This is a genomic window from Streptomyces sp. NPDC052107 (assembly GCF_040680215.1).
Taxonomy (GTDB): domain Bacteria; phylum Actinomycetota; class Actinomycetes; order Streptomycetales; family Streptomycetaceae; genus Streptomyces.
On record NZ_JBFAWG010000010.1, the window covers coordinates 148,121 to 159,819 of the forward strand.

Genomic DNA, 11,699 nt, shown 5'->3' on the forward strand with positions numbered 1-11,699 from the left:
GTGGGGGGCTCGGCCCCAGTCGGGGAGGTGGGCTCAGTCCCGGGCGCGGTGGCCGGCTGAGCCCCGTCCTGGATCACGGCCGAGCTGAACGGTCGGTGAACCCTTTCCGGATGCGGTGGCGGGATCCGCCCCGGGTTTTGTACCGTGGGGGAACAAAGTGGCTCCCGCCCGTTTTCCCTGACCGGCGGGCGGGGCCGCCTTGTCCCTCCCCTCGGGGCCTTTTTCGTTCCTGGAGCTGCCGATGACGGCCACCGCCACGCCCACCGTCCTCACCGCCCGCGCCCTCCTGCTCGACATGGACGGCACCCTCCTCAACTCGGACGCCGTCGTCGAGCGCATCTGGCGCCGCTGGGCCGAGCGGCACGGGCTGGACGGCGACGAGGTGATGAAGGTCGTCCACGGCAGGCAGGGGCACGCCTCCATGGCCGTACTGCTGCCCGACCGGCCCAGGGAGCAGAACCTCGCCGACAACGCCCGCATGCTCGCCGAGGAGACCGCCGACACCGACGGCGTGGTCGCGATCCCCGGTGCGAGCGCCTTCCTCGCCTCCCTGCGCGGCCTCCCCCACGCACTGGTGACCTCCGCCGACGTGGCGCTGTCCACCGCGCGCATGAACGCCGCCGGGCTGCCGCTGCCGGAGGTCCGCGTCACCGCCGAGTCGGTCGGCGCGAGCAAGCCCGATCCCGAGGGCTTTCTGAAGGGCGCCGCCGAGCTGGGCGTGGATCCGGCGGACTGCGTCGTCTTCGAGGACTCCGGTGCGGGGATCGCGGCGGGGCGCTCCGCGGGGATGACGGTGGTCGGGGTCGGCCCCCGCGCCGGTCTCCACGCTCCCGACGTGACCGTGCCCGACCTGACGCGGGTGCGCGTCGAGGCGACGGGTGACGGGACGATCCGGCTGCACATCGGCTGACGGGGCGTTCTGGGCTGCGCTTCGGCTGGCGGGGGTGTTGCGACCGCGCGTCGCGGCGGGGTGCTGTCGCGGGAGACCCGCCCCCGCCGCCCCTGCCCTTCCCCTGCTCCAGGGAGCTCCGCCTTTTCGACCCCGCCAGGGAGCTCCGCCCCCTGGACCCCCGATCGGCCCGAACGGCCTCGTCCTCAAACTCCCCCAGAGGGGGCACCCCCAGACGGCTGAAACGCGTCGCCCGCCCTCACGGCTCCGACGTCTCCCCCTCCAGGCTCTCCCGCGTCGCCGGCCCGTACACGCCGAGGGTGTCGCCCCGGATGCCGCGAGCCAGCTGGTAGGTGCGTACGGCGTCCTCCACGGGGCGGGTGAAGTTGCCGTTGATCTGGTCGCCGTAGAGGTTCAACTGCCGCAGCCGCTCCTGGAGTTCGGTCACCTCCGCGCCATGGTCGCCGCGTTGCAGCACAGGGGCTACGGCGGGGCTGGCCCGCGTGGTGGCGGAGGCGGTGGGGGAGGCCGTGCGGGTCGTCGCGGTGGACGGGGTCGGCGTCTGTGACGTGGCCGGCGTCGCCGGTGGGCTCGAGGGGCTCGCCGAAGCGGCGGGCGGCGGCACCGGCGAGCGGGGCACGGCGGGGGAGGCGGGTGGTGTCGTCGGTGACGCCGGGCGCGATGTGCTCACCTCCGGGACGCTCGCCCTGACCTCCCGGGCCGCCCGGTCCCGGGACTGCGCGTGATACGAGAGCAGCCCGCCCGCGAACCCGGCCGCCGCGACCGCTCCCGCGACGGACAGCAGGACGGTACGGCGAGCGCTTCGCCGGTTCGGCCGCGATGGGTCGTCGTTCGGCTGCCGCGCCGTCGCGGGAGCGATCGCGGCGGAGTCGTACGTCGAGGCACGGTCCCGCGCCCCTTCAGGGCGCCGCATCCGCAGGTCGGCCGTACTCGGCGGCGGCTGCGCCGACGGCCGCAGGGGCAGCGTCGTCTCGACGGCCTCGACCTTCACATACGGCCGTATCCGCAGCGGATCGAAGTCCTCCGCCGCTGCCGCCTCGGCCGTACGACTCTCGCGCAGGGCCTCGGCCGCCCGCTCGGTGCAGTCGCAGGACGGGCTCAGGTCCGGGCCTCTCGGCGCTCCGCACTCCGGACAGTTGCGACCCTTGGATTCACTCACGTGTTCGCCCCTCCCCTCCCCTCACGAACTACAGACCCTATGCGCAACTTCTTCGCATCCGCCGCCGGAAACGCGGGACTCAACAGGCCATAAACGGTGACACCGACCACGATGGAAGTGGTGTATCTGGCCCCGGGAGGTCTCCATGGCCCTGGACGCGCACGGCACGCAGAACAAGATCAAGACCGCCGAGCAGGTCTCCGGCAGCGTGTTCGTCTCGATCGGCGCCCTGCTCCTCGGGCTGCTGCTCGCCGCGCTCGACCAGACGATCGTGTCGACCGCGCTGCCCACCATCGTCAGCGACCTCGGCGGCCTGGAGCACCTGTCCTGGGTGGTCACCGCGTATCTGCTGGCCTCGACCGCCGCGACCCCGCTGTGGGGCAAGCTCGGCGACCAGTACGGGCGGAAGCGGCTGTTCCAGACCGCCATCGTGATCTTCCTCGTTGGCTCGGCGCTGTGCGGCATGGCGCAGAACATGGGCGAGCTGATCGGGTTCCGGGCGCTGCAGGGCCTGGGCGGCGGCGGGTTGATGGTGCTGTCGATGGCGATCGTCGGCGACGTCGTGCCACCCCGTGAACGCGGCCGTTACCAGGGGTTGTTCGGGGCCGTGTTCGGCGCGACCAGTGTGCTCGGACCGCTGCTCGGCGGGCTGTTCACCCAGCATCTGAGCTGGCGCTGGGTGTTCTACGTCAACCTGCCCGTCGGTGTCGTCGCGCTCGCCGTGATCGCCACCGCCCTGCACATCCCGCGCCGTACCGCGCACCATGTCATCGACTACCTCGGCACCCTCCTGATCGCCTCCGTCGCCACCTGCCTGGTCCTCGTCGCCTCGCTCGGCGGCACGACCTGGGCCTGGGGCTCGGCACAGATCATCGGGCTCGCCGTGCTGGGCGTGCTGCTGGCCGTGGCGTTCGTGGCTGTCGAGCGGAGGGCCGCCGAACCGGTGCTGCCGCTGAAGCTGTTCGGCATCCGCACCTTCAGCCTCGCCGCCGTCATCAGCTTCATCGTCGGCTTCGCCATGTTCGGCGCGATGACCTATCTGCCGACCTTCCTGCAGGTCGTGCACGGCATCTCGCCGACCCTGTCCGGCGTGCACATGCTGCCCATGGTGGTCGGCCTGCTGCTGTCCTCCACGATCTCCGGGCAGATCGTCAGCCGCACCGGCCGCTGGAAGGTCTTCCCGGTCACCGGCACCGCCGTCACCGCCATCGGCCTGCTCCTCCTCCACCGGCTCGACGAGCACAGCCCGACCGCCGAGATGAGCGCCTGCTTCTTCGTGTTCGGCCTCGGACTGGGCCTGGTCATGCAGGTCCTCGTCCTCATCGTGCAGAACGCGGTCTCCTACGAGGACCTGGGCGTCGCCACCTCCGGCGCGACCTTCTTCCGCTCCATCGGCGCCTCCTTCGGCGTGGCGATCTTCGGCACGGTGTTCGCGAGCCGCCTCGGCGACAAGCTCGCCGCCGCCTTCCGGGGCGTCAGCCTGCCGCCCGGCGTCAGCGCCAACGCCCTCAAGTCCGACCCGCGCGGCATCGCCGCCCTGCCGCCCACCCTGCGCCCGGCGGCCCTGCACGCGTACGCGTCCGCCATCACCGACGTCTTCCTCTACGCCGCCCCCGTCGCCCTCCTCGGCTTCCTGTTGGCCTGGTTCCTGAAGGAGGACCGGCTGCGCGGCTCGGTCACCGCGCCGGACGCCTCCGAGACCATCCCGCCCAACCCGGTCGAGCGGTCCTCCTACGACGAGTGCTCCCGCGCCCTGTCCCTGCTCGGCACCCGTGAGGGCCGCCGCGAGGTCTACCAGAAGATCACCGAACGGGCCGGGTACGACCTGCTGCCCGCCACCAGCTGGGTGCTGCTGCGCATCCGCAAGTACGGCTCGGTCGAGCCGGGCGTGCTCGCCGAGCGCAGCCCCGTCCCGCTGGAGGCCGTCCTCGCCGCCGCCCGCCAGGTCGAGGAACGGCACCTGGCCGAACGCCGGGGCCTGGACCTGTACTTGACCGAGTCCGGCCGCGAGGTCGCCGAACACCTCGCCAAGGCCCGTGAGGAGTCCCTCGCCGAGCTCCTCGGCGACTGGTGGGGACCCGGCCGTTCCACCGACCTGACCCAGCTCGTCCGGCAGCTCACCGCCGAGCTGTGCGGAACCGACGGCGAGCGGCCGCACAACGTGACGAAGACCGAGGTCAGTTGAGGGCCAGCTGCTTGCGGAACCAGTGCTCGGCGTAGATGTCGTCGTTGTGCGGGTCGGTCTCCGTGTAGCCGAGGCGGGCGTACAGGGCGCGGGCCTCGACCAGGTCGCCGCGGGTGTCCAGGATCAGCCGCCGGGCGCCGAGGGCGCGGGCGGCCTCCTCGGCGGCGGTCACCAGCAACGGGGCCCCGCCCTTGCCGCGCAGCCGCTCGTGCACGAACACCCGGGTCAGTTCCGCCGTGTCCGGCTCCAGCAGCCGTACGCCCGCCGAACCGGCCGGCTCGCCGTCGTACCGGCCGATGAGCAACTGCCCGGTGGGGGGCGCGAGTTCGGATCCGGTCGTGGCCGCGATCTCCCGCTCCAGCTCGTCGGGGTCGGTACGCCGGCCCTCGTGCAGCAGATACCAGCGGTCGCTGACCTCCGTGTAGTACGCCCGCCAGAGCTCGGCGGCGACCGGGGAGTCGTACGGTTCCGGGCTGATCGTCCACGTCATGCCGGCCATTGTCGGCGGCCGTCGCCGCGCCGCCGAGCGAATTTCCGCAGACTGTCTGCCGTGAACCGCACCGACCGTCTCTACGCCCTCGTCGAGGAGTTGCGCGCCGCCGCTCCCCGCCCCCGCAGCGCCCGTTCGCTCGCCCGGCGCTTCGAGGTCAGTGTCCGCACGATCGAGCGGGACCTGGCCGCGTTGCAGCAGTCCGGGGTGCCCATCCACGCCGAGCCGGGCCGCAGCGGCGGGTACGTGCTCGACAAGGAGCGGACGCTGCCGCCGCTGACCATCACCCCGGCCGAGGCGACCGCCCTCGCCGTCGGTCTGCACGTGCTGGCCGGGACGCCGTTCGCGGCGGACGCGCGCAGCGCGCTGCACAAGGTGCTCGCCGTGATGCCGGAACGGGAGCGCAGGGCGGCGGCCGAGCTGACCGAGCGGGTACGGCTGCTCGTCCCGGCGGCCCGCGCGGAGCGGCCCGCCGGCCCCGCGGTGCCCGGCGCGCTGCGGGAGGCGCTGACCGCGGGCCGGGTGCTGCGGCTGGAGTATGAGGACGCCGCCGGCCGGGTCACCGCGCGGGACGTGGAACCGCTCGGCTTCCTCGGCGGGACGGAGCACTGGTATCTGGCGGCCTGGTGCCGGCTGCGGGACGCACCGCGCGGCTTCCGGCTGGACCGGGTCCGCACGGCGACGGCCCTGGACGAGCGGGCCCCGCACCGCACGGTCGACCTCGCCGCCCTCGACACGCTCGGCTCCGACGTCGTACCGCTCGACGCGGCGACGGTGATGTGACGGCAATCACCGACAGGGGGTTGTCGTGGACGGGGCGCAGGCTGATGCCCATGACATCGACATCGACATCCCTGACGAGCGGCACCGATCTCACCCCCGCCACCGGCATCGCCCTCTTCGACCGCTGGACCGCGCTGTGGAACGGCGACTTCAGCGACCCGGAGGCGTTCCTCGCGCCCGGCTTCCGCATCCGTCTCGGCAACGATCCCGAGCGGGGCGCGACCACCGACGCGGTGCACGGCCCGGCCGGGATCCTCGGGCTGGTCTCCGCGTTCCGCGAGGAGAAGCCCGGACTGCGCTTCACCGTCGACGGGACATCGGTGGTGGACGGCGAGTCGGGCCGGGCCGCCTGCTGCTGGTACGTGACCCTGCCGGACGGCACCCAGAAGAGCGGGATCGACCTGCTGGAGGTGGTGGACGGGCGCATCGCCGCCGTCTGGTCGGTGACCGGACTGCGCCGCTTCGCGGACTGACCACCGTTTGTGGCTCCCCCACCGGGTCACCCGGAGGGGGAGCCGACCAGTGGGGCCGGCCCGATCGGAAGGCAACCATGTCCACAGGCGTGATCGTGTTGACCGTGATCGTGGCGGTAGTGATCATCGCCGCGGCCACCGCCCCGATCCTGCGCGGCCGCGGACGGTACGGCGGGCCCGGTCTGAAGCGGCGCTTCGGACCCGAGTACGAGCGGGCCGTGGCCCTGCACGACGGGGATACCAGGGCCGCCGAACAGGAGCTGGCTGAGCGCGTCCAACGCCACGGCCACCTGCGGGAACGGCCACTGGACCGGGCCGGGCGTGAGCACTACGCGGCTCGCTGGACGGCCGTGCAGGAACACTTCGTCGAGTCGCCGCGGCAGGCGGTGGCCGAGGCCGACCAGTTGCTCGCGGACCTCGCCGCCGCGCGCGGCTACCCGAACGGCGGGCGCTACGAGGAGCAGCTCGCCGCGCTGTCCGTGCACCACGCCGCGCACGTCGACGGCTATCGGCAGGTGCACCGGGTGGCCCGTGCCGGGGCGCGCGACGGGCTGACCGAGGCCGGTTCCGGGACCGAGGAGATGCGTACGGCGCTCGTCGGCGCCCGCGCCCTCTTCGACGATCTGACCCACCCCTCCCGGGAAACCGGCCGCCACCGGGCGACCCACGCCGGCACCAGCCACTCGAAGGAGGGTTGAGCATCATGTCGGACAGGACGAGCGGACCCGGCGACGAGCGTTCCACCGGCCGCTTCCGTCGGCCGCCGGACGAGGACTGGCCCCCGGAGGACATGCCTCTGGGCGGCCGCACCCCGAGGGACCCCCTGCCGGAGGAACGACTCCCGGGCGAACCCCCGCCCACAGGGGGCACATCCCGCCTCCCCGGATCGATCGGCCCCGGCCGAAACGGCCTGACAGCCGACGACCTCACGCCAGAGGACACACCCCCACACCCCCCGGGCCCCACAGACCTCCACCCCACGAGCCCCCGACCGCCCACCGAGGAGCGGGTAGGGGACGGGGGTGGCATGCCGGGCGAGGGCCGGACGCCTGGTGTCGGCGGCATGGCTGGCGAGGGCCGGATGCCCGGCGAGAGCGGGATGTCCGGCGAGAGGGGCATGCCGCTGGGTGAGGGTCGCATGTCCGGCGAGAGCAGGACGCCGATCGAACCCGGGATGCCGCACGAGGGTCGCGTGCCGGGCGAGGGCGCCATGCCGGCTGAGGGTCGGATGTCCCGTGGGAGCGGGATGCCGGTCGAGGCGGGGATTCCGGTCGAGCCCGTGACGCCGCCGGAGGGTCGGATGTCCGATGAGAGGGGTGTGCCGCCGGGCGAGGGACGCATGCCCGGTGGGACCGGGCTGCCGAGCGAGCGCGGGACGCCGGTCGAGGGGCGTATGCCGGACGAGCTCGGGACGTCGCACGAGGGCTGGCTGCCGAGCGAGCGCGCGACGCGACACGAGAGCCGCACGGCCGGCGAGAGTGGTGCGGCGAGCGAGAGTCCGATGCCGGACGACGGGCTCGGGGTTCCGTCCCCCGGCGATGTGAGCGGGCGTGACGCGCACACCAGCGAGTCCACGGAACGGGACGCATGGCCGACGGCACCGGGCGGCACCGGGGCCTCCCGAGGTGGGTCCGCCGTCGGCGACACGGCACCCGCTTCCTCCGGCACCGGCGCCCCCCTGCTGTCCCACGACGAGACCGACCTCTGGGAGCAGCGGATGCGGCAGCTGGCCGTCGGGTTCGTGGACGAGCCTCTGGGCGCGGTCGAGCAGGCCGATCACGTGCTGGAGGAGATCGCGGGGCGGTTCGAGGAGGCCGTGGAGCGGCGGCGCCGCACGCTGCGGCGCTCCTGGGAGGCCTCCGAGGACCGTGGACCGGGCTCGGACACCGACACCGAGCAGCTCAGGCTGGCTCTGCGCGACTACCAGGAGCTGGCCGGGCGCCTGCTACACATCTGACGGTCGCCCCGGAGTCCGCAGCTCGCCCTTGGCGGCAGCCCTGCGCTGCCGCCACTCGCGTACGACCTCCGCGACGTCGTACGGCTTCTTGCCCAGCGGAGGCCCGGGCGGCGGCTTGAACATCATGTCCTTGATCTTGACGTTGACGTCCTCGATGATCTTCCGCGCGATCCGCTCGGAGGGCGCCGCGTAGGCCGCCGCGAGCGCGTCCTCGGCCTCCTTGCGCAGGGCGAGGGCGGGCGGCAGCACGGACAGGCCCTCGCGCGCCATCTTCCGCTTGATCCACCACAGTTCGTCGTAGCCGGAGTCGAGGTCGGCGGGCAACGGCTCACCCGTGCCCGGCAGCCGCTCGAACTCCCCCCGACCCTGCGCGTCGCGGATCTGCTTGTCGACCCAGGACTCGAACGGCACGCCCGGTGGCTTTCGCTCGGTCATGAACCCATTGTGCCGGACGCGGTCCGGCCGGGCGTTTTATCATGCGGCGGCGGTACACCGATCCGGCCCAATCCGGCCGCCGTACAAGGACGTCACCGACGTCGAGGGGGAAACGCTCGTGCTCGAACTCACCATGGCCACCGTCTCCGGTGCCGACGCGGGCGTCACGGCCGGCATGACGATGGCCGACGCGCCGAGCGAGCCGGGCGCCGTGCTCCGGGTCGGCCGGGACGCGTCCGTGTGCCGGCTGGCCACCCCGGAGGACTGGCTGTTCGTCTCCCGTGTGCACCTGGAGTTCCGGTGCGGCCCGGACGGCGGCTGGCAGTTGACCTGGTTGCGCGGTTCGCAGGCCGAGCCGTCGTCCGAAGTGCGGCTGATGGTCGGGGAGTACGCGCAGCCCCTCGGCTACGGCGCGACCGTACCGCTGCCGCACGGCGGGTCCGGCGAGATCGTCGTCCAGGACCGCACCGAGCCGCGCAGCGTCAACGTCGGCTTCTACCACGAGGTCTGAGCCCCGGCCGGGTGGCGCCGGAGCGGCTCAGTCCAGTACCCGGGCCAGCGCGAAGCCGTCGTGGCCCTTGCTGCCGACCGTCTGGATGGCGGTGCCGGTCAGCCTCGGATGCGTGGCGATCAGTTCGATCGCGGCGCGCGTGCCCACGACGTCGGGCTCGGTGCTGCTCTCGTCGACGACCCGGCCGCCGCGCACCACGTTGTCCACGACGATCAGGCTGCCGGTGCGGGTGAGCCGCAGCGCCCACTCCACGTAGTGCGCGTTGTTGGCCTTGTCGGCGTCGATGAACACCAGGTCGAACGGGGCCGGATTCTCGTCGGCGAGCTTGGGCAGCGACTCCAGGGCGGGGCCCACCCGCACCTCCGCGATCCGGTCCAGGCCGGCCCGGGCGAGGTTCCGGGTGGCCACCTCGGCGTGCTTGGCGTTGTACTCCAGCGACACGAGCCTGCCGTCCTCGGGCAGGGCCCGGGCCAGCCAGATCGTGCTGTAGCCGCCGAGTGTGCCGATCTCCAGGATGTGCCGCGCGCCCTGGACCTGGGCGAGCAGCTGGAGGAACTTGCCCTGCGCCGCCGTGACGGCGATGTGCGGCAGACCGGCTGCGTCGTTCTCCCGCAGGGCCGCCCGCAGCGCCTCGTCATCGGGGGCGAGCCGGCTGGTGAAGTAGTCGTCGACGTCGTCCCAGAGCTGGGAGTCGCTCATGCTCCTGCTGCCTTTCCCGAGTGCCTGCCCTTCCCACCGACATCGTCTCAGCCGACGGGCGCCGACGGCGTGATCACCGACGGATTCACCGGCGCCGGGAGCGCCGTACGACGATCACGGCGACGGCGGCCGCGACCGCCAGGAGCACGCCGCCCATGGTGAACAGCCGGACCGGAACCCCACCGAGCCTCGCGCAGCCGACAGTCGTAGATCACCCGCTGGACCGGGGTGTCGGTGCCGGCCGGGGATTGGGCCGCTTACCGCCGCGGGCAAGGTGCCTCCCCCGGAGCGGGTACCGCCAGCGCCCACCCGTGCCGCCCCAGCGGCACCACTTCCCGCAGCTACGGCGCTTCCAGGCCGCGTCGGCTGCAACTCCCCAGGGGCGCGGGGAACTGCGCGATCAACCCCCACGCACCCGCACCCGGCACACGACCCGCACCCCTACGGCGCTTGGCGACCCTCCACCGAAGGCGCCGAACCAGGCAACGGCCGCCCCGCAGACTCGGACATCCGCCACACAGCGAACCCGCCCACGACAGCCGCGGCCATCATGTAATACGCGGGCATCATCATGTTCCCCGTCGCCCCGATCAGCGCGGTCACCACCAGCGGAGTCGTCCCGCCGAACAGCGACACCGACACGTTGAACCCGATGGACAGCGACCCGTACCGCACCCGCGTCGGGAAGAGAGCGGGCAGCGCGGCCGGCATGGCCGCCGTGAAGCACACGAGGAGCAGACCCAGGGCGCCCATGCCCAGCCCCACGGCCGGCAGACCTCCCTCGCGGATCAGCAGCACGGCGGGGATGGACAGGAACAGGAAGCCCGCGCAGCCCGCCGCGATCACCGGACGCCGGCCGATCCGGTCGGTCAGCGCGCCTGCGAGCGGCTGGACGATCATCATCAGGGCCATCACTCCGAGCACGACCAGCAGACCGTGCGTCTCGTCGTACTTCAGCTCACTGGTGAGGTAGCTCGGCATGTACGACAGCAGCATGTAGTCGGTGACGTTGAAGACCAGCACCAGACCCATGCACAGCAGCAGGGCCTTCCACTGGCCCGCGATCATCTCTCGCAGCGGCACCTTGGGCCGGGCGGCCTCCGCCTTCTCCACCTCGGCGGCGAACGCCGGGGTCTCCTCCAGCCGCATCCGCAGATACAGACCGATGATGCCCATCGGGCCCGCGATCAGGAACGGGATGCGCCAGCCCCAGGACAGCAGGTCCTGCGACGACAGCAGTGCCGTCATCAACGTCACCAGACCCGCGCCGCCGATATAGCCGGCCAGCGTGCCGAACTCCAGCCAGCTGCCGAAGAAGCCGCGCCTCTTGTCGGGGGCGTACTCGGCGATGAAGGTCGACGCGCCGGCGTACTCACCACCGGTCGAGAAGCCCTGCACCAGCCGGGCGGCCAGAAGCAGCAGCGGCGCGCCCACGCCGATCGAGGCGTACGACGGGATCAGGCCGATCGCGAACGTGCCCGCCGCCATCATGATCATCGTGAGGGCGAGAACCTTCTGACGGCCCACGCGGTCGCCCAGCGGACCGAAGACCATGCCACCGAGCGGCCGGACCAGGAAGGCCGCCGCGAAGGCGCCGAAGGTCGACAGCAGCTGTGCGGTCGGGTTGCCGGACGGGAAGAAGACCTTGCCCAGCGTGACCGCGATGTAGCTGTAGACACCGAAGTCGAACCACTCCATCGCGTTGCCGAGCGCGGCCGCCTTCACGGCGCGCTTGACCAGCGCGGGGTCGGTGACGGTGACGTCACGGGCCCTGGCGGCCCGCCGGGTCTTCGGAAGGGACGGGGAGACTGCTGCGGCGGTCGCCAAAACGGGGCTCGCCTACCTTTCGACGGGGACAGGGACGCGGTCCGTACGGCGACGCTGCCGGGGCACGGGCCGAAAAGCGACCATAGGCGGACCTCGGCCCCTTACGCCCCGTATGCAGTTAGCTGCACGCTGCAGCTAAACCGTGTGTACCCAGGTACGTCCGCCCGCTCGTGATCAGGCAGTCCGGTCCCGCGCTGTGATCCTTGTCGCGCCCCGGACGGACAACCGGACGTACTGCGGACTATCGTCATCATCCGGACAAAAGGGGGG

At 72.5% G+C, this 11,699-nt stretch carries 12 protein-coding genes; 7 read left to right on the forward strand and 5 right to left on the reverse strand.

The annotated features are described in order from the left end of the window. Window positions 1–241 precede the first annotated feature (241 nt). The gene (locus AB0M27_RS14185) at window positions 242–910 is read left to right on the forward strand and encodes an HAD family hydrolase (protein WP_365721341.1); all 669 of its coding nucleotides are present in this window, start codon (window positions 242–244) and stop codon (window positions 908–910) included. A gap of 238 nt (window positions 911–1,148) precedes the next feature. On the opposite strand, the gene AB0M27_RS14190 is transcribed toward AB0M27_RS14185, so the two are convergent. Continuing rightward, window positions 1,149–2,069, reverse strand: coding sequence for a peptidoglycan-binding domain-containing protein (locus AB0M27_RS14190; RefSeq protein ID WP_365721343.1), 921 nt, complete (start codon window positions 2,067–2,069; stop codon window positions 1,149–1,151). A 145-nt stretch (window positions 2,070–2,214) separates the two neighbouring features. On the opposite strand from AB0M27_RS14190, the gene AB0M27_RS14195 reads away from it, so the two are divergent. Beyond that, on the forward strand, window positions 2,215–4,254 hold the full coding sequence (locus AB0M27_RS14195) for an MDR family MFS transporter (RefSeq protein ID WP_365721345.1): 2,040 nt from the start codon (window positions 2,215–2,217) through the stop codon (window positions 4,252–4,254). Here the strand turns inward: AB0M27_RS14195 and AB0M27_RS14200 are convergent. Next, entirely contained in the window at window positions 4,247–4,753 is a 507-nt protein-coding gene (locus AB0M27_RS14200; RefSeq protein WP_365721347.1) for a GNAT family N-acetyltransferase, read from the reverse strand. The genes AB0M27_RS14195 and AB0M27_RS14200 overlap by 8 nt on opposite strands. Window positions 4,754–4,804: 51 nt before the next feature. Here AB0M27_RS14200 and AB0M27_RS14205 point away from each other — a divergent pair, with 51 nt between their 5' ends. The 4 genes from AB0M27_RS14205 to AB0M27_RS14220 all read left to right on the forward strand — a co-directional run bounded on the left by AB0M27_RS14205 (window position 4,805) and on the right by AB0M27_RS14220 (window position 7,957). Further along, window positions 4,805–5,527, forward strand: a complete 723-nt coding sequence (locus AB0M27_RS14205) for a YafY family protein (protein WP_365721349.1) — start codon at window positions 4,805–4,807, stop codon at window positions 5,525–5,527. Between the two features lie 50 nt (window positions 5,528–5,577). After that, the gene (locus AB0M27_RS14210) at window positions 5,578–6,000 is read left to right on the forward strand and encodes a nuclear transport factor 2 family protein (protein ID WP_365721351.1); all 423 of its coding nucleotides are present in this window, start codon (window positions 5,578–5,580) and stop codon (window positions 5,998–6,000) included. Between the two features lie 77 nt (window positions 6,001–6,077). Beyond that, window positions 6,078–6,698 carry a hypothetical protein gene (locus AB0M27_RS14215; protein WP_365721353.1) on the forward strand — a complete coding sequence of 207 codons (621 nt, stop codon included), beginning with the start codon at window positions 6,078–6,080 and terminating at the stop codon, window positions 6,696–6,698. 602 nt (window positions 6,699–7,300) lie between these two features. Beyond that, window positions 7,301–7,957, forward strand: a complete 657-nt coding sequence (locus tag AB0M27_RS14220; RefSeq protein ID WP_365721355.1) for a hypothetical protein — start codon at window positions 7,301–7,303, stop codon at window positions 7,955–7,957. Here the strand turns inward: AB0M27_RS14220 and AB0M27_RS14225 are convergent. After that, entirely contained in the window at window positions 7,946–8,392 is a 447-nt protein-coding gene (locus AB0M27_RS14225; protein ID WP_365721357.1) for a DUF1992 domain-containing protein, read from the reverse strand. The genes AB0M27_RS14220 and AB0M27_RS14225 overlap by 12 nt on opposite strands. A gap of 118 nt (window positions 8,393–8,510) precedes the next feature. Between AB0M27_RS14225 and AB0M27_RS14230 the strand changes: the two genes are divergently transcribed. Further along, complete coding sequence (locus tag AB0M27_RS14230) at window positions 8,511–8,903, forward strand: hypothetical protein (RefSeq protein WP_365721359.1); 393 nt, start codon at window positions 8,511–8,513, stop codon at window positions 8,901–8,903. 27 nt (window positions 8,904–8,930) lie between these two features. Here the strand turns inward: AB0M27_RS14230 and AB0M27_RS14235 are convergent, their stop codons facing one another. Then, window positions 8,931–9,602, reverse strand: coding sequence for an O-methyltransferase (locus AB0M27_RS14235; RefSeq protein WP_365721361.1), 672 nt, complete (start codon window positions 9,600–9,602; stop codon window positions 8,931–8,933). Between the two features lie 441 nt (window positions 9,603–10,043). Further along, complete coding sequence (proP, locus tag AB0M27_RS14240; RefSeq protein ID WP_365721363.1) at window positions 10,044–11,429, reverse strand: glycine betaine/L-proline transporter ProP; 1,386 nt, start codon at window positions 11,427–11,429, stop codon at window positions 10,044–10,046. Between the last annotated feature and the right edge of the window lie 270 nt (window positions 11,430–11,699).